This window comes from Kitasatospora sp. NPDC015121 (genome assembly GCF_055562955.1).
Window position 1 is genome coordinate 133,969 of the sequence record NZ_JBVHEH010000019.1, and the last position, 20,054, is coordinate 154,022.

17 protein-coding genes are annotated in these 20,054 nt (G+C 62.1%); 10 read left to right on the forward strand and 7 right to left on the reverse strand.

Annotation, left to right across the window (positions count from 1 at the left end):
* Nucleotides 1–3: 3 nt before the first annotated feature.
* Nucleotides 4–741, reverse strand: a complete 738-nt coding sequence (locus ACZ3J7_RS27400) for a helix-turn-helix transcriptional regulator (RefSeq protein ID WP_298775734.1) — start codon at nucleotides 739–741, stop codon at nucleotides 4–6.
* A gap of 176 nt (nucleotides 742–917) precedes the next feature.
* On the opposite strand from ACZ3J7_RS27400, the gene ACZ3J7_RS27405 reads away from it, so the two are divergent.
* The 8 genes from ACZ3J7_RS27405 to ACZ3J7_RS27440 all read left to right on the forward strand — a co-directional run bounded on the left by ACZ3J7_RS27405 (nucleotide 918) and on the right by ACZ3J7_RS27440 (nucleotide 13,288).
* Nucleotides 918–2,651 (forward strand): amidohydrolase, encoded by a 1,734-nt coding sequence (locus ACZ3J7_RS27405; RefSeq protein ID WP_298775732.1) that lies wholly within the window; start codon nucleotides 918–920, stop codon nucleotides 2,649–2,651.
* Nucleotides 2,648–4,084: an amidase gene (locus tag ACZ3J7_RS27410; RefSeq protein WP_298775730.1), complete on the forward strand. Its 1,437-nt coding sequence runs from the start codon at nucleotides 2,648–2,650 to the stop codon at nucleotides 4,082–4,084. The genes ACZ3J7_RS27405 and ACZ3J7_RS27410 overlap by 4 nt, the downstream gene beginning before the upstream one ends.
* Nucleotides 4,074–5,207 (forward strand): nitrilase-related carbon-nitrogen hydrolase, encoded by a 1,134-nt coding sequence (locus ACZ3J7_RS27415; RefSeq protein ID WP_209910377.1) that lies wholly within the window; start codon nucleotides 4,074–4,076, stop codon nucleotides 5,205–5,207. The genes ACZ3J7_RS27410 and ACZ3J7_RS27415 overlap by 11 nt, the downstream gene beginning before the upstream one ends.
* 238 nt (nucleotides 5,208–5,445) lie before the next feature.
* A complete protein-coding gene (locus tag ACZ3J7_RS27420) occupies nucleotides 5,446–6,588 on the forward strand; it encodes an Ig-like domain-containing protein (protein ID WP_124567159.1) in 1,143 nt (380 codons plus the stop codon).
* A 29-nt stretch (nucleotides 6,589–6,617) separates the two neighbouring features.
* On the forward strand, nucleotides 6,618–8,363 hold the full coding sequence (locus ACZ3J7_RS27425) for an Ig-like domain-containing protein (protein WP_298775723.1): 1,746 nt from the start codon (nucleotides 6,618–6,620) through the stop codon (nucleotides 8,361–8,363).
* Nucleotides 8,364–8,467: 104 nt separating this feature from the next.
* The gene (locus ACZ3J7_RS27430; protein ID WP_298775720.1) at nucleotides 8,468–10,591 is read left to right on the forward strand and encodes a phosphocholine-specific phospholipase C; all 2,124 of its coding nucleotides are present in this window, start codon (nucleotides 8,468–8,470) and stop codon (nucleotides 10,589–10,591) included.
* Nucleotides 10,592–10,673: 82 nt separating this feature from the next.
* Nucleotides 10,674–12,143 carry a cellulase family glycosylhydrolase gene (locus tag ACZ3J7_RS27435; RefSeq protein ID WP_298775717.1) on the forward strand — a complete coding sequence of 490 codons (1,470 nt, stop codon included), beginning with the start codon at nucleotides 10,674–10,676 and terminating at the stop codon, nucleotides 12,141–12,143.
* Nucleotides 12,144–12,226: 83 nt separating this feature from the next.
* The gene (locus ACZ3J7_RS27440; protein WP_298775715.1) at nucleotides 12,227–13,288 is read left to right on the forward strand and encodes an alpha/beta hydrolase; all 1,062 of its coding nucleotides are present in this window, start codon (nucleotides 12,227–12,229) and stop codon (nucleotides 13,286–13,288) included.
* Nucleotides 13,289–13,295: 7 nt separating this feature from the next.
* Here the strand turns inward: ACZ3J7_RS27440 and ACZ3J7_RS27445 are convergent, their stop codons facing one another.
* Nucleotides 13,296–13,622, reverse strand: coding sequence for a winged helix-turn-helix transcriptional regulator (locus ACZ3J7_RS27445; RefSeq protein WP_296554053.1), 327 nt, complete (start codon nucleotides 13,620–13,622; stop codon nucleotides 13,296–13,298).
* A gap of 56 nt (nucleotides 13,623–13,678) precedes the next feature.
* Between ACZ3J7_RS27445 and ACZ3J7_RS27450 the strand changes: the two genes are divergently transcribed.
* Nucleotides 13,679–14,563: an SDR family oxidoreductase gene (locus ACZ3J7_RS27450; RefSeq protein WP_298775712.1), complete on the forward strand. Its 885-nt coding sequence runs from the start codon at nucleotides 13,679–13,681 to the stop codon at nucleotides 14,561–14,563.
* A gap of 61 nt (nucleotides 14,564–14,624) precedes the next feature.
* On the opposite strand, the gene ACZ3J7_RS27455 is transcribed toward ACZ3J7_RS27450, so the two are convergent.
* Complete coding sequence (locus ACZ3J7_RS27455) at nucleotides 14,625–14,753, reverse strand: hypothetical protein (RefSeq protein ID WP_003943237.1); 129 nt, start codon at nucleotides 14,751–14,753, stop codon at nucleotides 14,625–14,627.
* Between the two features lie 179 nt (nucleotides 14,754–14,932).
* Nucleotides 14,933–15,505 (reverse strand): TetR/AcrR family transcriptional regulator, encoded by a 573-nt coding sequence (locus ACZ3J7_RS27460; protein ID WP_298775708.1) that lies wholly within the window; start codon nucleotides 15,503–15,505, stop codon nucleotides 14,933–14,935.
* A 53-nt stretch (nucleotides 15,506–15,558) separates the two neighbouring features.
* Here ACZ3J7_RS27460 and ACZ3J7_RS27465 point away from each other — a divergent pair, with 53 nt between their 5' ends.
* Nucleotides 15,559–15,996: a DUF2867 domain-containing protein gene (locus ACZ3J7_RS27465; RefSeq protein ID WP_298775706.1), complete on the forward strand. Its 438-nt coding sequence runs from the start codon at nucleotides 15,559–15,561 to the stop codon at nucleotides 15,994–15,996.
* Here the strand turns inward: ACZ3J7_RS27465 and ACZ3J7_RS27470 are convergent, their stop codons facing one another.
* The 3 genes from ACZ3J7_RS27470 to ACZ3J7_RS27480 are packed head-to-tail and all read right to left on the reverse strand — an operon-like array spanning nucleotide 15,997 to nucleotide 19,898.
* The gene (locus ACZ3J7_RS27470; RefSeq protein WP_298775704.1) at nucleotides 15,997–17,625 is read right to left on the reverse strand and encodes a cation:proton antiporter; all 1,629 of its coding nucleotides are present in this window, start codon (nucleotides 17,623–17,625) and stop codon (nucleotides 15,997–15,999) included.
* A 39-nt stretch (nucleotides 17,626–17,664) separates the two neighbouring features.
* On the reverse strand, nucleotides 17,665–18,330 hold the full coding sequence (locus ACZ3J7_RS27475) for a YoaK family protein (RefSeq protein ID WP_124567166.1): 666 nt from the start codon (nucleotides 18,328–18,330) through the stop codon (nucleotides 17,665–17,667).
* A gap of 14 nt (nucleotides 18,331–18,344) precedes the next feature.
* Nucleotides 18,345–19,898: an MBL fold metallo-hydrolase gene (locus ACZ3J7_RS27480; RefSeq protein WP_298775702.1), complete on the reverse strand. Its 1,554-nt coding sequence runs from the start codon at nucleotides 19,896–19,898 to the stop codon at nucleotides 18,345–18,347.
* Between the last annotated feature and the right edge of the window lie 156 nt (nucleotides 19,899–20,054).

A 20,054-nucleotide genomic window follows, 5' to 3' on the forward strand; every position in this document is an offset into this window, starting at 1 on the left:
CAGTCAGCCGTGCACCAGACGTGATACCAACTCGGTACGTGAATGCACGCTCGACTTTCGATATACGTGCTGGAGATGGCTCTTCACGGTCGGGACGCTGATGAACAGCGCACGGGAGATGTCGAGATTGCTCGCACCCTGTGCCAGGAGTTCGACGACATCACGCTCCCGAACAGAAAGCTTCCAATGTTCGGGTACTGCAGAAGAATCCGGTGCACTGGGGAATTGGCGCAGCATGCAGTAGGACTGTTCAACGAATCCATGGGACTTCTGCAGAAATTGGACCTCTTCCCTCGAGAAGTCACCGTCACGAGAACTTCGGAGCAAGGACACCCCGGCCACGATACGTCCGGCATGCCGTAGATACAGCTCAGCCTCGTATCGATACCCCATCGGGCGAAAGAAGCCTGCGTAGTAGTCGGTCTTGTCGAACCGCTGGCCGATGTCGTTCGACGTTGCGAGGTCGGCACCCGACTCGGCGAACCTACGCGGATGAAAAGGGTCCAACTCGTGGAAGTGACCGGTGTATCGGCCATTCTCTTCAGGGCAAACCCGATCGAACACGTGGGTGTCGGCATTCATGCCGCGATCAACGGAGTAGAAGACCATCCCGGACACGCGGACAAACCTGGCAAGAAACTCCATCGCGTTGCGTTTGAATTCGGTGTTGCGTGCGAAATCGTGGTTGCACCTGATCGGTTGGGGATTCGGTTCAACGAATTCCGACTGAACCACCGACATATCGCACTCCTCCACAACGAACCGGTACGACGCTACCTCTGGCCATAATCACTGGTCAAGACCAATCGGAGTTCATCCTTTCGGATGATTCTCGCCCAGGTGGGCCACTCATAGAGTGCTACTACCTGGCGAGCCACACGCGGTGGACTCGTCGAGATGTACGGAGGTAGGTCCACGTGAGCAAAACACTCATCCGATCGTCGAAGGTCCTGACATTCGACGATGCGAACCCTGTCGTGGAAGCGGTACTCGTGGACAATGGCGTGATCCTCGACTTGGGCAGATTCTCCGACCTGGTCGAGTCCGCCGGCCCGAACACCCAGATCATGGAAGCCGGCGAAGCGGTCGTCATGCCAGGACTCATCGACACGCACCCACACGTCATGCACTTCGGCGCACTACGAGGCGGCCTTGTCGATCTGAGCGATGCCGTCGATCATGCCGATATCGTCGAACGAATCCGTGCTCGCGCAGTGGTCACAGCGCCCGGTGAGTGGATCATCTGCACGCCCGTCGGTGAAGCTCACTACTTCATCCGCAGATCGTGGCGCGACCTTGCCGAGCGACGGTTGCCCGACCGTCACGCCCTCGACCAGGCAACAACCGACCACCCGGTGCTCATCCAGGCGTGGGCACCACGTACCCCGAATATCGTGGCGTTCAACAGCGCCGGCCTACGTACTGTCGGTCTGTCGGACTTCATTCCCGATCGCGTGTGTGATGTGGAGATCGACAAGGACGAAGCAGGACGTTTGACGGGAATACTTCGCGGGCCGGTGAACAACTACTACACCTACGACCCGTTCTGGGGGCAGATCCTTCTCAAGCTCCCACCACTCGATCCCGATCACGCAGTCCCCGGAGTACTCGACGAAATGGCTCGCTTCTCCGCTCGCGGCGTCACCACTTTGTACGAGGGACACGCTATGGAACCAATCCACATACAGATGTATCGACATCTCCGTGCAGCTGACTTGCTCACCATCCGGGTCCAGGCGACTCACGATGTGGAGTCGGTCATCTTCTACCCCTTCGAACCGTTGTCGTCGCACGAGTTCGACGATCGATTGAAATCGCTTGCGCCACAGTCATCCGATACTGCCGACGACATGTTTCGAATCGACGGTATGACCATCAGCCCTGGGGGGCCCTGTTTTGCAGGGCATTTCGCCATGCACGAAAGCTATACCGACCCTTTCGGCAGACCCACCAAGGGGAATCGCTTCGTCTCACTGGAGAAAGAAGAATCGTACGTCCGATTCTGCGCGGAGAACGGCATCCGGGCAAACATCTGTATCGGCTCCTACCGTGAGCATGACGACTTTCTCGAAATCGCCGAGCGTGTCGTCACCGAACACGATTTTCGAGACAAGGCGTGGATTCTGCAGCATGCGATCACTGTCAGCCCGGACCACGTTCGCCGTTACAAAGCACTCGGGTTCCAGATCACCACTTCTGTCGGGTTCGCATGGGGCAAGGGTGCTGTGTACGAAGAGCGAATCGGCCGACACGTCTGGCGTGACATGGTCCTCTTGAGACGTCTACTCGACGCAGGCCTCGACGTCTCCGGCGGGTCTGACTGGGGACCGAAGAATCCCTGGGAACAGATTGCACTTGCGCAGACGCACGAGATTGCCGGCACCGATCTGAGAAACGACGGTCCAGACCAGGTCATCAGTCGCCAGGAATCTCTCGCCATGTGGACAACAAGCGCTGCGAAGATCCTCGGATGGGACGGAATCGGATCCATCAGCCCCGGCAATCACGCGGACCTCATCTTCGTCGACCGCGACCCGTCGACCTGCGATCTCGATGACTTGAAGAACACCCGAGTACATCGAACCATGCTGGGCGGAAACATAGTTCACGACGACGCCGTCCTCCCTGCTGCCGAGAGGGTTCTTCGATGAAGCCGAACGAGTACATCGAACATGACGCTACGGGGCTCGCCGAACTGATTCGCGACAAGCGGGTATCCGTCGACGAAGTTCACGAGGCAGCACGCACCGCGGTCGAAGCCGTCAATCCGACGCTGAACGCCGTGGTCGACGGCCCGTGGGATCGCGCTCTCGATTACAACGAACAGGGACTGTTTGCGGGGGTTCCCTTTGCACTCAAGGATTTTGCCGTACACGCGGCTGGAGTCCCGACCCGGTTCGGAAGTCGGCTTGCGGGCGAAGGGGCAATCTTTCCCCACGACACCGAACTCATGACACGATTCCGGGCCGCAGGATTGGCTGCTGTGGCAGTGACCGCCACACCGGAATTCGCATTCAACGGAAACACCGAACCTGTTGCTCAAGGCTCGACGCGCAATCCGTGGGACACCAAACGCAGCGCCGGTGGATCGAGTGGCGGATCAGCAGCATTGGTCGCAGCGCGAGCCCTTCCCATCGCTCACGCTACCGACGGTGGAGGGTCGATCCGAATTCCTGCGTCCGCCAACGGGTTGGTGGGTCTGAAACCGAGCCGAGGCCGTGTACCAGTAGGCCCTGACTCGAGCGAGCCACTCTCAGGGCTGGGGGCTGAGTTGGGGCTCACCCGATCGGTGCGTGACTGCGCAGCGTTACTCGATGCCGTGAGCGGGCCGGCCCCCGGAGACAAGTACGTGATCCGTGATCCCGCGCGGCCATACACCGACGAACTCAACCGCTCACCGGGGCGTTTACGCATTGCGATCCACACTCAGTCGTGGTCCGGAGACCCGGTGGACATCGAGGTCGCGAGTGCCGTGTCCGCTGTCGGCACGGTCCTCGAGGGACTCGGCCATCACGTCACACCCGACACGCCGGCCTTCGACTGGGATCAGTTCGTCGAAGCCAACCTGCCGGTCTGGAGTGTCTCTCTTGCCGAAGGCGTCGACGCGCTTGCCGGAGCCTTCGGCGTGACCCCCGGACCCGAAAATCTCGAGGCGACAACCTTGGCCTGCGCGGAGTACGGGCGCCGAGTCACGGCCATTCAGCTCGCCGGAGCGCTCAATGTCCTCAACCAGGTATCCCGTACGGTCGGAACCTTCTTCACGAATTACGATCTGCTGCTCACCCCGACACTCGGTGAGCCACCCCAATTATTGGGCAAACTCGATTCCAATGACGCATCACTCTCCCCGATCGAATGGACTCGCAAGTTGTTCGGCATCTGTTCGTTCACTCCACTTTTCAATGCGACGGGCGGACCCGCAATCAGCCTGCCGCTCGGTTCCACGCGCTCGGGGTTGCCTATCGGTGTTCAACTGGCCGCACCCATGTGTGAGGAGGGCTCCCTGATAGCGGTTGCATCTCAATTGGAGAAGTTGTTACCGTGGGCGCACCGCATACCGGAAGTGAACGCCGGTGAATGCTGACACGGCCGCAACTCCGATCGCACCCTATACAGCGATTGGTCTCTCGACAGTGGTGCGCAACATCGAACGCCGATCACACATAATCGCGAACCTCGACGTAGTGGAGGAAGCGATTCACGCTGCGGTGTCAACGGTTTCGATCAACATTCCTGTCAAACTGATTGCATTGGCAGAAGGCGCCTTGACCGGATTCGGGGACGAAGTCTTCGACATACCTCATGTGAAGGCCGCGCGCGAGATGTTCATCGACATCCCCGGCCCCGAGACAGACCGACTCGGCGGACTTGCCAAGCAATACGGGGTTTACATCATCGCTCAATGCAAGGCGCGGTGGCCCGAAGTCATGGCCGATCGCTTCTTCAACTCCATGGTGGTGATCTCCCCGACGGGCGAGGTGGTACATCGCGCCACGAAGAATCACGTGTGGTGCCGCGAGCGTTCCTGCACGCCGCATGATGTCTACGACCGCTGGACAGAACTGTTCGGCGACGGCATCGACGCATTTTATCCCGTCCTGCATACCTCGGACATCGGTTCGATCGGTACGATCTGCTGCAGCGACGGAGAGTATCCGGAAGCAGTACGCGCCTTGGCTTTTCAAGGTGCCGAGGTCGTGTATCGTCCGAGCGAGGCGGTTCCGATGACGCAATCAGGACCTGACCCAGGGGGAACGTGGCTACTCCAGAACCGTGCACACGCGCATTTCAACAGCCTGTACATGATCTGCCCGAACACCGGACCGGTATATTCGACTCAGTCGGCGACACAGTCATTCGACATTGCCGGAGGAAATTCACATGTCGTGGATTACAACGGAGCGGTACTCGGCCACACCGTCTCCGGGCACAATTCGTTCGTGTCGGGTGTGATCGACATCGAAGCATTGCGCCAGTTCCGCGTCTTGAACCTGAACTCAAATTGGCTCAAAGACCTCCGTACCGAACTCTTCAGCCGTATGTACGACGAACCCATTCATCCTGCAAACCTATGGCTCGAGAGTGATCCCGTTCTCCATGCCGAAGCCGACGAGATTTACCGGGCCAACATCGCCCGACTGCTCACCCGCGGGGCATACCGGAAGCCCGCATACGACTGCCGCAGCGCCCACATCACACCACGTTGAAGCGCTGCAGACCGGGCTGGAGGGTGGAGAAATTTCACCGGTTGGACGTTTGTCCAACAATTTGTCCGATTCGCATATTTCGCGGCGCGCTCTGTGTTCTACTCCTCTCCAGGGTTTGAGCTGGTGGTGAGCAAACGACAAAGACGTATTCGCTTCTCTGTCAGCTCGAGGCCGGTTCCCGGACCCGGCTTCAAGCCGAGAGCTCGATCTTTTCGAGCGCTACTCAAGGAGAATGTGAATGGTGTCGACGTTGATGCGCCGAGGAGTGGGGGTGGCTGCGTCCTTGACCGGATGCGTTGCCCTGGTCGTCGGCGGAGCGGGAGTGTCATCCGCCGCTGATGTGAACCTTCCGTTCACGGCGTCGTGTCACGGGTGGCAGTTCCCCGGCCCGATCACACACAACGAGACACGCGATTCCGGCGTCACGATCAGTGCCCCGACCGTGGTTCCGCCGAACTCCACCTTCACCTACCGCCTTGCCCCCAAGCCGATGACGGTCCCCAAAGACGGCTACGACCTCAGGTCGGTCGTGAACTGGACGCGTCTCAAGTTCGATTTCGACATTCCTGCGGGCACCACCTTCGTGGGAGCGCAGATCGTGGCCGGGACCAGCTCGAATCTGGGTGGGGTCGCTCCCTCGGTCACTCGTGTGAACGATGCCGGTTCACCCGATCCGAATGGGACGCATCTTCGTATCTCGGGCAACAACATCACCGCGGGCAACGGACCGAATACCGACGACAACGGCGGCGGCGGAATCGAAGTCGGTGGAGGAAAGACGTTCCAGCTCCCGGCAGTCGACGTCACCGTCACGTCCGGGGCCGTCGGCACCCAGATCAAGCCCATGCTCCGCGTTTCCGATACCAACTCGGGTTCCTACGACAGTGCCGCCAACTACCTGACCTTCCTGCAACAAGAGACCCTGCTCGGCGGCGTCAAGTACTGGCTGACCACCAATTGCTCACCACGCGACAACCGTTCGGCCGGATTGAACGCTGGCGGCCAGCCACTCGCCGTGATCAATGTCGACTCCAGCCTCGCCCAGACACAGACGCGAATCGACGCACCCGGTAAGGCTGTCGTCGGCGACTCCGTCGAGTTGACGGCAACGGTCACTCCTTGGCCGTCGGGAGGAACGGTGCAGTTCCGTGACGGAGGGGTCGATCTCGGCGCTCCGGTGGCCGTCGTCAACGGCGTCGCGAAGGCCAACCGCACGATGACAACAGCAGGCGACCACAACATCACGGCGTACTACACGGGATCTGCAGGCTTCATGGAATCGATGTCGGGCGCCGTGACGATCAACGTCGTCGAGCCATCCGAGCCCGAGCCTGGCACCGGTAGCCTCGGCAGCCTTGGTACCCCTGGATTCGGGTCGTGAAAACTGTGAACAGAAACCAGGATTCGTCGATGAACTCGAAACTCATCCGCGGCTCTGCGATTGCAACCGTCTCGGTACTGGCCGGCGGCTTGTTCTCCATCGTCGGCGGCGGAATCGCCTCTGCTGCCCCCGAGACCAAGAGCGTGGCCTTCACAACTGCATGCCATGTGCGCGAGATGGACGGTGTGGCAAGCCCGATCACGTTCAACGAGACGCTCGGCTCGGGGGTCACCATCACCGCGCCGACCACCGCGGCACCGGGTGAGACCGTCACCTACCGCGTGCAGCCGAACGAGATGAAAGCAAACAGCGGCGGCCATGCCAGCCGTGGAGTCGTGCATTGGGCCCGAATCAAGTACGACTTCGACATCCCGTCGGGCGTCGAATTCGTGAGTTCCCAGCTTGTGGCGGACAGTGCGTACGGCCTCGGATCCGACAGTGCCACTCCAACAGTCACACGGATCGACGACGGCGGTAATCCATCGACATCCGGAACGCACCTGCGTATCTCCGGATCGAATCGGACCACCGGAAACGGTCCGTCCTCCGCGGTTCGATCGAGTGACGGCATCATCGTCGGCGCCAACACCAAGTTCCGACTCCCTGCAGTCGACGTCACGGTCAAAGCCGGTGCGGCCGGTAGCGAGATCAAGCCTTCGCTGAGAGTTTCCGATCCCGGCTCCGCCAACTACGACGACGACCGCAATGCGCTCACCTTCGTCCAGCGCGAAAAGGACGTCTTCGGCGTCAACTACTGGGAGCGCTACAACTGCTCCCCGAGGGACAACCGGAACTCCGGCCTCAACGCCGGCGGGCAGGCTCTGACGACGATCTACGTCAGCCAACCGACAACGACCACGATCCAGATGCCCGGCTCGATCCAAGCCAGCACTCCGACAGAGCTTGTCGCGAAGGTGGATCCGGCTCCGGTCACTGGAAACGTTCAGTTCAGGGTGGACGGCGCTGACGTCGGTACACCTGTCACGCCCGGTGCCGACGGCACTGCCCGGCTACCGCATACCTTCTTCACCGCCGGAACCGCGCGGGTCTCCGCAACGTTCCAGGGAGTCAACGGATTCCAGAGTTCCAACTCGACAGAGGCGATGGTCACGGTGACTGCCGCCCCTGTCGTCAAGCAGACCGACACTGCCGTGAACGTTCCTACCGATGCAAAGACGGGCGTATCGGTGTCGCTGAGGGCGCAGGTCACGCCGACACCCACCGGCGGCACTCTCCAGTTCAAGGACGGCGCTGCTGATATCGGTGCTCCGATCCCGGTGGGCGCTGACGGCAAGGCCACTCTCGAACATGCTTTCACCTCGGCAGGATCTCACGCAGTGTCGGCCTACTACTCCGGCGCAACAGGTTTCATGCCGTCGATGGCATCGGCCCAAACGGTCACCGTGTCCGATCCCGCGCCGTCCGATGTCACCACCTCGACCTCACTGGCAGCACCCGCGACGGCCAAGCAGAATGTCGCGGCAGAACTTTCCGCGACGGTCGCTCCCAATCCGGGCGGAGGCTCGGTTCAGTTCTTCGACGGTGACCAACCCATCGGACAGCCCGTTGTCGTCGGAGGTGATGGTGTGGCGCGACTGACCCATGCTTTCGCATCGACTGGTGATCATCGGATCACGGCGTCTTTCGCGGGGCGAAGTGGATTCACACAGTCCGCGTCCGACGAATCCGTCGTCAAGGTCTCTGCTGCGCCTGACGATGGCGGGAACGGCGGCTCGGGCAGCCTCGGTTCACTGAGCGGTCTCTTCGGTTCCTGATCGTATTTCGCTCGACACTGTTGCCGCTGCACCGATTCGGAGCAGCGGCAACAGCATGTCACGGCTGTAGTCATAGCACTGATTGATTTATCGATGGAGCACAGGTGTCCAGGAATTCTCTTTCTCGACGGTCCTTTCTCGCCGCCGGGGTCGGTGCGACTGCAGTCGCCGCCGCTTCCCTTCTGCCACCGTCCCTTCAGCGCGCACTGGCAACGCCCGCAAACTCCGGTGGGCTCGATTCGATCGAGCATGTTGTCCTTGTCATGCAGGAGAACCGATCTTTCGACCACTACTACGGCGCACTGAGGGGTGTTCGCGGGTTCGGGGATCCGAATGCGTTGCGTCTACGCAGCGGTCACAGCGTCTTCGAACAACCCGGGCCTACCGGTCCTGTGCTCCCCTTCCCCATCCGCGATTCCGCTGCGGCACAACGCATGGACACCCAGAACGTCACCGGGCTGGATCACAGCTGGGCGGGCGGACATGCCGCACTCGCCGACGGCTGGCACGACGGCTGGGTAGCAGCAAAGACCAGCACGACGATGGCCTACTACGACCGGCAAGACATCCCATTCCATTACGAACTGGCGGACGCGTTCACGATCTGCGATGCCTACCACTGCTCCGTGCCGACCTCGACGAGCCCGAACCGGAACTACTGGGTCTCGGGATACACCGGATACGAGCCACTTTCGCCCAATCCAACCGAGTCGATCCTGCCCTCGGATCCACCCGGCCCCGAGGGAAGAGCTGTCACCAACGCGGCCTACAACCCCTGGCACGCCGGCTACGGATGGAAGACGGTCCCCGAGCGGTTGCAGTCCGCCGGCATTTCCTGGAAGACCTACCAGGAGTGGGACAACTTCGGAGACAACAACCTCGAATACTTCACTGCCTTCAAGAAAGTGGCGGCAGGGCTGCTTGGCCGACCGAGCCTGCTCCCTTTCGAACTGCAGACCCTGGCCGGGTTCTATCTCGCGCTGCCGTCGATGCCGGCTCCGGTCCAGGATGCAGCGGTACTGGCCCTCGAGGATGCCGCAGACCAACTGTCGCCTGCTGATCGCCAACTCTACGATCGCGCGCTGTACCGATCCCGGCCCGGCACACTGGCCGCCGAGTTCAGGAAAGACGTCGAGTCGGGTCGACTGCCGCAAGTCAGCTATCTCGTTCCGTCCGAGATGGATTCGGAGCATCCGTCGGGATCGTCACCCGCGGCGAGCGCAACACTGCTCTATCAAGTGCTCGACGCCGTCGCCTCGGATCCGGATCTGTGGGCCAAGACGGCCGTGATCGTCAACTTCGACGAGAACGACGGTTACTTCGACCATGTACCGCCGCCTCGACCGCCGCGCTCGATCGAAACCGAATGGGTCGGCAATCAGCCGCTCGGTCTCGGCCCGCGGGTGCCGATGACGATCATCTCGCCGTGGACTGTCGGCGGTTTCGTTTGTTCCCAGGTTTTCGACCACACGTCCGTCACACAATTTCTGGAGAAGCGGTTCGGAATCACGCAACCGGAAATCGACCCGTGGCGACGCACGGTGAGTGGTGACCTGACGTCGGCGTTCGACTTCGCCAACCCGCGTAGCCGACCGACGGTGTCCCGTCCGCAACCCACCCCGCCACTGGAACCGCGCTGGACGCCAACCCCACCCACCGAACAGAGAATGCCCCTGCAGGAGAGCGGTACTCGACCTGCGCGGGCACTTCCCTATCAGCCCGACGCTCACATGAGCGTAAACCCTGGCGCCGGCTCGTTGACGCTCCATCTGGCCAATACCGGTGCCGCGTCCGCACACCTGGCCTTGTACCCGTATGCGCGAGAGTTCGACGAGCCGCGACATTACGACGTCGAGGGCGAGATCGACGACACCGTTGCGCTCAACGAACGCGTCTACAACCTGACCCTGTTGGGTCCCAACGGGTTCAGACGAGAGTTCGGCGGAGCGACCGACAGCGCGGCGGCCGCGCTCGACGTCTCCACCACCGTCGACGCAGGGTCGCGCACTCTCATGCTGTCCGCGACAAATTCCGGAAGTCGTGCACTGTCGGTCAATGTGGACGGGGACCGACGAAAACTCGCTGCCGGGGCACGCGGTCGGTGGACGGTGATGTCGGTGGACGGTTGGTATCAGGCCACCGTGACAGTCGACGAAGATCCTGAATTCAGGCGCGTACTCGTCGGGCACATCGAAAACGGGCGGACCAGTGTCAGCCAACCGACGTGAATCAACACCCAGCGATCGAGTCCAGACCCGAATTTCCAGTGGAACAAGTCAATCCATCCACACTTTTTGTAGGAGGCTATCCGTGCGTCGCATCCCGCTCTCGGCACTGATCATCGCAGGCTCGCTGGTTCTGGGCAGCGGCATAGCCGCTGCCGAAGGTAGCCTGCCCATGCCCGGCAGTGCCGGTGGCACGGACGTGCCGCCGTCATATCTGACCGACGACGCCGGCCGCTCTCTGATCCTGCGAGGGTTCAACACGGCGTCGAGCGCAAAAAGCGCTCCGGACGGCATGCCGAAGTTCACCGAAGCCGACCTCGAGCGCGAACACGCGGACATGGGAACAAATTTCGTGCGGTTCCTGATCTCCTGGCGATCGGTGGAACCCGAACCGGGACAGTACGACCAGGAATATCTCGACCGCGTCGAAGACCGGGTCAGCTGGTACGCCGACCGCGGCTACAAGGTCATGCTCGACATGCATCAGGACGTCTACTCCGGCGCGATCACTCCCGAGGGCAACAGTGGAAACGGCGCCGGCAACATCGGCAACGGCGCACCGGCCTGGGCGACCTACATGGACGGCCTTCCGGTCAGCCCTCAAGACCGGTGGGAGCTGTATTACATCCAACCCGGTGTGATGCGTGCATTCGACAACTTCTGGAACACCACGGGCCAACACCCCGAACTGGTCGAGCACTACGCGAATGCCTGGCGGGCGGTGGCCGAGCGCTTCGCAGGCAATGACACCGTCGTGGCCTACGACCTGATGAACGAGCCGTGGGGCGGTTCCCTGCAGGGCCCCGCATTCGAAGGTGGACCACTCGCCGCCCTGTATCAGCGAACCACCAACGCCATCAGGGAAGTTGATCAGGACAGTTGGGTATGTGTGGCTCCGCAGGCGGTCGGCGTCAACCAAGGTGTTCCCAGCGGGCTCACCAAGATCAACGATCCACGTGCCGGCGAGCAGCGTATCGCCTACTGCCCGCACCTGTATCCGCTGCCCCTCGACCTCGGTGACGGATACTCGGGCCTCTCACGCACTCTCACCGACGCGACCATCGACACCTGGCGCGACAGCGTCGAACACATTGCGGGCAACGTACTCGGCGGCGCTCCGATCATTCTCGGCGAATTCGGGCTCGACACAACACTGCCCGGCGCAGGCGACTACATCGACCGCGTCTACACGACCGCCCGAGAACTCGGCGCGGGCGTGTCCTACTGGTCGAGTGATCCCGGGCCCTGGGGTCCGTATCTCCCCGACGGAACACAGACGATCCTCTTCGACACCCTGAACAAGCCGTATCCCCGCGCCGTCGCGGGCACACCCACCGAATGGTCCTCGACCGTTGACCGTCTCCAGCTGACGTTCGCCCCGGACCCCGCGGTGACGGCACCGACCGAGATCTATCTACCTGAGAGCGGCTTTCCCGGCGGCGTCGACGTCGCGGGTGCCGACATAGTGAACTGGGATTCCCAAAGCCGCCTCCTCACAGTGGAAACCGCGGACGACACGGGTCCCGTCACAGTCACGGTCACTCCGGCGGCCTGATCTCGAGAGTCGAAGTTCCTGGATATCCGTCCCGTTCTTTCGTAACGTACACACGACGGGTGATCAGCCGACGGAAGGCGAGTATGTCCACGGAGAAGATGTCTGTCCAAGATCGTGTTGCGCGGGTGGTTCTCGATGTCGTCGGCGCCTTACCGACCGGCGCGCAGCGCATTCTCGGTGGCAAGCCGAAGGAGATCGACGGGCAGACTCTGCACCCGGAGATCCAGCTTGCGCTGCGATTGCTCTCGGCAGTGGAAGGTACGAGCTTCGAGAATCTTCCGGTCGAAGAGGGACGCGCTCAGATCGACGCCGAATCACGGCTGTTCGGCGGTACACCGATCGACATCGAGACGGTTCGTGACCTCGAGATCCCGTGCGGGGATCACGCAATTCCCGCTCGGCTGTATCGCCCGGCCGGAGTCTCCACGCCCGCTCCACTTTTGGTGTACTTCCACGGCGGCGGGTTCGTCCTCGACAGCCTCGAAAGCGGCGACAGTGTGTGCCGCTTCCTGGCCCGACACGGCGAAATCAGCGTGTTGTCGGTGGACTACCGGCTTGCGCCCGAGTTCCCGTTCCCGGCCGGGGTCGACGACGCCGTCGCCGCCTTTCGGTACTGCGTCGAACATGCCGCAGAACTGGGCGCGGATCCGAGATCCATTGCGGTGGGCGGAGACAGCGCCGGCGGGAACCTCGCTGCCGTCGTCGCGCAGTCCACGACCGAAGACGCCGTCAAGCCCGTCTTCCAACTGCTCTTCTTTCCCTGGGTCGACCTCTCGTCGAAGCGTCCGTCGCACAGGATGTTCGGCACCGACTTCTTTCTCACCGACGCCCAACTCGATTGGTATGCAGCCCATTACCTGTCGGGTGGCGCTTCGGCTCTCGACCCGCGAGTCTCGCCGCTGCTCACTCCGGACCTGGCCGGACTGCCGCCCGCGTACGTTGCGGTAGCCGGTTTCGACCCACTACGCGACGAGGGCGAGGCGTATGCGAACCGGCTGCGAGAGGCCGGAGTTCCGGTCGCACTGAGGCGTCACAGCGGATTGATCCATGCCTTCGTCAACACCACCGGCGTCGGCCATACCGGGCAAGACGCGATGTTCGAGGCCTGCGGCGCTCTACGGGTGGGACTCTCGGGCCCGCATTGACGGCAGATCAGGAAACGGGGAGAGCCAGATCCGCCCACTCGACCATCGCTTCGAGCACGGAGCGCAGTTCCATCCCCGTCGCAGTGAGTTCGTACTCCACTCGCGGCGGCACCTCGGCGTAGGCAGTCCGGGTCACCAGGTCGAACTCCTCGAAACGTTTGAGCCTGGCCGACAGTGTCCTTGGACTGATGCCGGGCAATGCGCGTCGTAGTTCCGTGAAGCGCATGGGGCCGTGCGTGAGCTCACGAACGATCAGTGTCGCCCAAGGTCCGTCCAGGACCAGCAGGAAGCGCGCGACGCCACACTCCGGAAGCACGTGACTTGATTCACTCATCGATTCCCCATTAGTTCACTTGAAGTAACTGGTTCCCGATCTGAACTATAGGGGTCATGACTTACACAGTGCATGGCGCCACCGGCGCACAGGGTTCTCCCGTTCTCGCGGGATTGGTCGCGGCTCTCGCCGGATCGACAGGCGCGGAGGTCCGAGCAATCACCCGTAACCCTGACCAGACGTTCGAGGGTGCGAACACCGTCGTCGCGGACAATGCGTCAGTCGACGCTCTCGCCGACGCTTATCGCGGGGCGGACGGAGTGTTCTTTCACCTGCCACTCGCCGGTGACACCGAGACGCTTGCGGGTTACGCCCACAACGTTCTGGCAGCAGCGAGAGTGGCACGTCCTTCACGCTTCGTGATCTCTACCAGCGGCACGGTCATCGGCGACACCACTTCGCCGCTTGCCGGTCCCAACGCCTCCGTTCTCTCCGAGCTCGTCGACGGACTTCGCGCCGAAGGCATCGCGGTGACCGTCCTGACCCCACGCTTGTTCCTCGAGAATCTACTTCTGCCCACCGTTCTGTCGGGGGTGAAAGACGATGGCGTCCTGCGTTACCCACTGCGTGCCGATCTCGCGGTCGCATGGAGTTCACATCTCGACGTCGCTGATGCAGCCGTCGCGGCCTTGACTCTCGACGGGGCACCGGACGCGGTCGACATCGGACAGATTCCGGCGATCACCGGCACCGAATTGGCCGAGGCATTCGCTCAACACTTCTCGCGCGCAGTAACTTTCGAAGCCGTGACACCCGACGCCTTCGGTGCGTCGATTGCACCGATCATCGGAGCGGGCGCAGCGGCCGGGGTTTCTCAGCTCTACACGGGGCTTGAGTCCGCCGACAACGTCGCGTTCGACTCGGCGACGGGTTCTGCTGCCACCTTGGGTATCACTGCCCGCAGCACCCGGGCCTGGCTGGCAGATCTCGGGGTGAACTGACCGGAACAACGCAAACGGCCGGCTCCGCGAAGCATCGCGTGGAGCCGGCCGTTTTCCGGGGTCACCGGTGCGTGCGGGTCTTCAACTGGCGGTTCAGCTGCCGACTCCCGAAGTCCAGACCGGCACCGTCACTGGTGGCCAGCACGGTGAGTCCAGCGGCGACCAGCAACGAAATAAGCACAACGCTCATGGTGAGTCACCTTTCTTCCTGTCGTGAAACGGTTTTGCGCCTCCGGGAAATGTCGACATATCCGGCACCCCACTTCAGCTGACCCCAAAGTATCTGTAACTATGGGTTACGCGCAATGTGTGGTCCCTCACCTGAAAGCGCAGGGTGATACGCAGATCACGCTGCGTTCGTTGGCGGACTTACCCGGCCAGAACCATGTTCACGAACTCGTCGGCGAGTGCATGACGGTCCGCATCGCTGCGAGGAACCGCATCGGGCGCACTGTGCACCAGCTGCATCTGCCCCAGGTACATCGAATACGCAAGTACGCCACGATATTCCGCCTTCTGCCTGTCCATACCCAGATCGATCAACAACGTCACGATGTAGGCGACTCGACGCTCGGTGACACGTCGAACCGCCGCCGAAACCAAAGGATGGTCGATCCCGGCAAGCAGTTCCAATTCCGCACGGCGTCCTGCCAGTCCGGTCGTGACCGCCTCGACCAGGCGACGCAATCTGACCTCCGCCGGTTCACCGGACGACTCGACGGACGAGATCAGGCGCTCGGTTGCCAGGACCTCCCATCGATCGAGCGCAGCCTGCAGTAATTCGTCGCGGCTCGCAAAGTGCCAATAGAAGGAACCCTTGGTCGATCCGAGCGTGCGCGCCACCTTTTCCACGGCTACTGCATCAGGCCCATGGCTGGTCAGAGCCTGGAAAGCTGCAGCGATCCACTGGTCGCGAGAGAGTCGGGCACGGGCATTCGTCACCTCCGTACGGTACCGTATGGGCAGGTTCCATACGGCACCGTACGGAGGACGAAATGACACTCGCTTTCAAGGCCATGCCTGCACCGGACTGGGCAGAAGCCACCACGATCACCATCCCGTCTGTTCCGACCCATACCTCCGAGGAGTGGGCGCAGGCAGTCTTCGACGTCAAGAATGTCCCCGCGCCAGTCCTCGCGATGTTCTGGCTCAGGGAGCGGATAGTCGGACTGCTCGGCATCGCCCAGGGACGCCCGGACACCTTTGCCGTCGACAAGATCGCCGACGGCGAGGCCCTCATCGAAGCGGACGAGAAACACCTACGATTCGTCGCCTCGGTTCAGGCCGACAACGACGCCGGTCTCCTGCACGTCGTCACTGCAGTGGAGCTGAAGAACCGCGCAGGCCGAATCTACTTCGCACCCGTTCAGGTACTGCACGGCGTGATCACGCGGGCAATGATGACGTCCGCACGAAAGAGACTGTGCACGTGATCAACCGTCCGGACCGCCCTTGAGTTCCAGACTGATCTGATCGGCATCCAGCGCGGCAAGTGCCGATCCGAGCATCCGGGCGTCAAAGAGCCCGTCGTCCCGCACGTCGAGGAGCGCTTGACGCTGCGCGTCGATCACGTCGAGCTGGGTCTTCTTCTTCGACTGCCCTTCCGGTGGAACGAAACCCGCAGAAGCATCCTCGAGGAGAGCGAGCAATCGTCGATGTTCGTCGAGTTCGGAACTGGTGAGGTCCTGGTCTGCCGGGCCGACCGCTGCGACGACGCGCTTCAACGTCCCGCCCTGCAGTATCAATGAGCCCGCAGCCACCAGGAACGCAACCAAGATCAGGAGTGAGCGGCTCGGGGTGTCTTCCGGAAGAGTCTGCGCGGCAGCCAGAGTGACCGCTCCGCGCATACCAGCCCAGATGACGATCGTGCCTTCACGCCATCCCAGAGGCGCGGCAAGGTAGTAGTCGATATCGGCAACCGTCCGCCGAACCCGAATCTTGAACCGTTCCATCTGATTCGCCGAAGGCTCCCGACGCCTACTGCGGCGTCGTTCGTCCGGTGGGTAGTCCTCGGGATTGTCGAGGCGATTCGCGATGTCGGAGAGTCTGGGCTTCATGCGTTCTCGAAACTTCGCCCGTGCTTGGAGTGCTCGCAGGAGCGGGGCCACGTACAGAGCCCGCACCAAGATCGTGAGGAACAGTGCACCCGCCGCCACGAACACCGCCGTGGATATGCCCTCGTGGTCGACCCGGACGTCGTCGACTATCGACGAGAGTTCGAGGCCCATCACCAGGAAGATCGCACCTTCGAGGACCAGTTCGACTGTGCGCCAGTTCTGGGAGTCCGACAACCGATGACTCGGCGACAGCTTCCGGGGAGCGTCGTAGCCGGTGACGAGCCCGGCCACGACGGCAGCGACCAACCCTGACGCACCCAACTCTTCGGCAGGGATCGCCGCCAGAAACGGCACCGTGAACGAGATGACCGTGTTGACCGTCGAGTCGGTGACACGGGCGCGAACCATCAGGTTGACCTTGCCGACGACCACACCGATGACCGCTGCCACGACCACGGCAAAAGCGAACTTGCCCAACACACTCCACAGCGACACCGACGCGGCCGCCCCGGCGATGGCAGTACGCAGCAGAACCAGAGCGGTGGCGTCGTTGAGCAGGCTTTCGCCTTCGAGGATCGACACCACCCGCGGCGAGACCGGGAGTTTCTTGACGATGGACGTAGCGACGGCGTCTGTCGGGCTCACGATCGCGCCGAGTGCAATGCCCCACCAGATGCCGAGTCCTGGTATCACCCAAGAGAAAAACGCACCGAGAACAAGCGCACTCACCACCACGAGCAGAACGGAGAGTCCACCGATAGCACCGAACTCACGCCGAAACTCCATCGACGGCATCGAGACCGAGGCGGAGTAGAGCAGCGGCGGAAGCACGCCTGCCAGAATCCATTCCGGATCGATGTCCACCGCGGGGACAAAAGGTAAGAGGCTGACAACGATCCCGGCCATCACCAGAATCAGCGGTGCTGCGACTCCGATCCGCGCTCCGAGCGTCGAGGCCGCGACGATACCGAGCAGACCGAGCACCACGATGATCAGAGCATCCACTGCTTCCCCCCACACCCCGGATTTTGTGTCTCGCTCTTTCTACACCTGCGCCGGCGCCGGGGGCGAGACCTGCCAGGCGACGGCGATCAGAACAACCGTGAATGCCGATGCAGGCCACAGAGCGTGAAGACCGATCCATCGATGAACCAACGCACCGATTACCGCTCCGGCGATCAATCCCGCGCACATCCCGAAGTGTTGCAGCCACGCCCACTTCGGGCCGCCCAGGAAGGCTCCGGTCAGACGCTGGCCCATCTTGACCAGCGCACCGGTCATGTACGTGACGCCGATCGTCACCTCGCCGTCGCGCTGGAACACCGAGTTGACGGCTCCCATTGCCAAAGCCATTGCCGAGATCGCGCCGGGGGTGACGTCGAGGCTGCTCATCACCGAACCGATGGCAAGCAGCCCGGCCACAACCGCGAGCACCGTGACCTTGCGAGCCCGGACGGAATAGCGCTCCGTGAAGTGGGTGACGACGGTTCCCAGCGCGATTCCCAGGAGGAAGAGCACGATGATCCCGCCGGCCACCCGCGCGGTCGACCACACCCCGTCGGCAAACGCGACGCTCGCCTGCGTCATGTTGCCGCTCATGAACGAGACGAAAGGCCCTCCGAGCGTGATGAATCCGAGCGCGTCGACGTAACCGGCCAGCCCGGCGAGCGCTGTCGCCAGGCCGATCAGCGACCTGCTGTATCCCGTCACCCGACGAGCTCGGTTCAGCTCAGCTTGCTGGTGCGCAGCTCGTGACCCTTGGACGTCTTGCAGCGGCCGGTCTCGAGATCCCACTGCCAGCCGTGCAGATCGCAGGTGAGGTTGGTGCCGTCGACGACACCGAACTTCGACAGGTCGGCCTTGAGGTGGGGGCAACGACGCTGAATCTCGTACCCGCCCAACTCGATCGACGCGCTGTCGTCGTGGGCCTCGGCGAACCAGCCGTCGGCGTAGGCGATGCGTTCGTCGGTGAGGCACTTGAAGAACGTGTAGAGGAACTCGTTGTAGCCACCGATGCGCCACGCCGTGAACCGCGTCGACAAGAAGATGGTGTTGACCCAGTCGGGCTCGTCGTCACGCAGAACAGTGCGAACCAGTTCGGGAGCGATGCGGAAGCCGTAGCGGTACTTGCCTTCTCCTTCGATGGGCTCGCGAACGATCCGCTTCGGGAAGTCGAGGACGACGGTCTCCTCCCCCATCACGAGTCCGACGGGGTAGCCGATTCCGTCGCAGATGAGGTCGGACTGAGCCATGATCGGCTCGAACTTGGCCTTGAGACCGTCGAGCAGCGGCTCGCCTTCGGCCGGAGCCCACGTGGCCTTCTGCGCGGCGATGACCGGCGCCATCTTCTGCGCCATCTTCTCGATGTATTCGGCCTTGTTCGAGAAGATATTGTCGACGTCCGCGTCCGGGATGGGATGCGTCAGGGCGACCTTCTCGCTTCCCCGAAGTTCGACGGCCGAGCCGGGGATCATCAGCAGACCACGATCGTTGCCGTTGATGCGCATCTGCTCGAGGAACGTGATCTGGTCGGGGAAGATGTTTCCCTCGTCACCGTGATCGTCGTTGAGGTAGCGCAGGTCGTCGTCGAGGAAGACCGGAGGGCCGGCCGACGGGACAACCCAGGCAGCGTCGACCTGGGAGATGTAGTTGCGGCAGCGGTCCATGCCGCGCTGACGCTTCTGCTTGCCGAAGTTGCGCTTGGTGCCCTTCGGGATGTCGTAGACCATCGGGTACCAGATCGCGCCCGAGTACTGCAGCAGATGGATGTCGACCTTCCCGAAGGCGTCGGTCAACGGGTCGAGGTCGACGGGCCTGGCGTCGTTCATGTTGAAACAGGTGGTTTCCCCGTCCGAGACGACGAGGCCCGAGTCACCGATCGGACCGTCCGCGGGAGCGCGTAGAGCGATGATCATGATGTCGAGGTCGCCCTTGGGGCCACTGACCGTGTGCTTGACGGAATCCTCGGTCTCGAAGAACTTGTGGAAGCCGAGCTTCTCGAGTTCACGCTTGAGGTCCGGCACCGGGTAATCGGGGAGCAGGACGGTGGCGTCCTTGTTGACGTGCGCGATCAGATTCTTCGGATCGAAGTGGTCCTTGTGCAGGTGCGAGACGTAGAGGTAATCGCAGTTGCCGAGCGCGTCCCAGTCCAATTCGGTGTTGTCGGGGAACGGCACCCAGGACGCGAAATACGTCGGGGTCACCCATGGATCACACAGGATGGATCCGGCCTCGGTCTGGATGTGAAATCCTGCGTGGCCGACGCTGGTGATCTGCATTGCAACCTCCGAAATCGTACTGCTGGTCAACTCAGCATAGTCGGCGCGATCAGGGCCAAATCGCGATCGAGGAGGCGGTCGGTTGTGACGTCATGCACGTCAGAGGTCGAAAGTGGGTTGCGGATCAGACCGGCCGGTGACGCGGACAACACTCCC

Excerpts from the sequence above, each read along its gene's own strand:
- ACZ3J7_RS27425 (WP_298775723.1), top strand. The coding sequence starts at position 6,618 with ATGAACTCGAAACTCATCCGCGGCTCTGCGATTGCAACCGTCTCGGTA.
- ACZ3J7_RS27400 (WP_298775734.1), bottom strand. The coding sequence starts at position 741 with ATGTCGGTGGTTCAGTCGGAATTCGTTGAACCGAATCCCCAACCGATC.
- ACZ3J7_RS27445 (WP_296554053.1), bottom strand. The coding sequence starts at position 13,622 with ATGAGTGAATCAAGTCACGTGCTTCCGGAGTGTGGCGTCGCGCGCTTC.
- ACZ3J7_RS27465 (WP_298775706.1), top strand. The coding sequence starts at position 15,559 with ATGACACTCGCTTTCAAGGCCATGCCTGCACCGGACTGGGCAGAAGCC.
- ACZ3J7_RS27420 (WP_124567159.1), top strand. The coding sequence starts at position 5,446 with ATGGTGTCGACGTTGATGCGCCGAGGAGTGGGGGTGGCTGCGTCCTTG.
- ACZ3J7_RS27450 (WP_298775712.1), top strand. The coding sequence starts at position 13,679 with ATGACTTACACAGTGCATGGCGCCACCGGCGCACAGGGTTCTCCCGTT.
- ACZ3J7_RS27455 (WP_003943237.1), bottom strand. The coding sequence starts at position 14,753 with ATGAGCGTTGTGCTTATTTCGTTGCTGGTCGCCGCTGGACTCACCGTG.
- ACZ3J7_RS27410 (WP_298775730.1), top strand. The coding sequence starts at position 2,648 with ATGAAGCCGAACGAGTACATCGAACATGACGCTACGGGGCTCGCCGAA.
- ACZ3J7_RS27480 (WP_298775702.1), bottom strand. The coding sequence starts at position 19,898 with ATGCAGATCACCAGCGTCGGCCACGCAGGATTTCACATCCAGACCGAG.
- ACZ3J7_RS27440 (WP_298775715.1), top strand. The coding sequence starts at position 12,227 with ATGTCCACGGAGAAGATGTCTGTCCAAGATCGTGTTGCGCGGGTGGTT.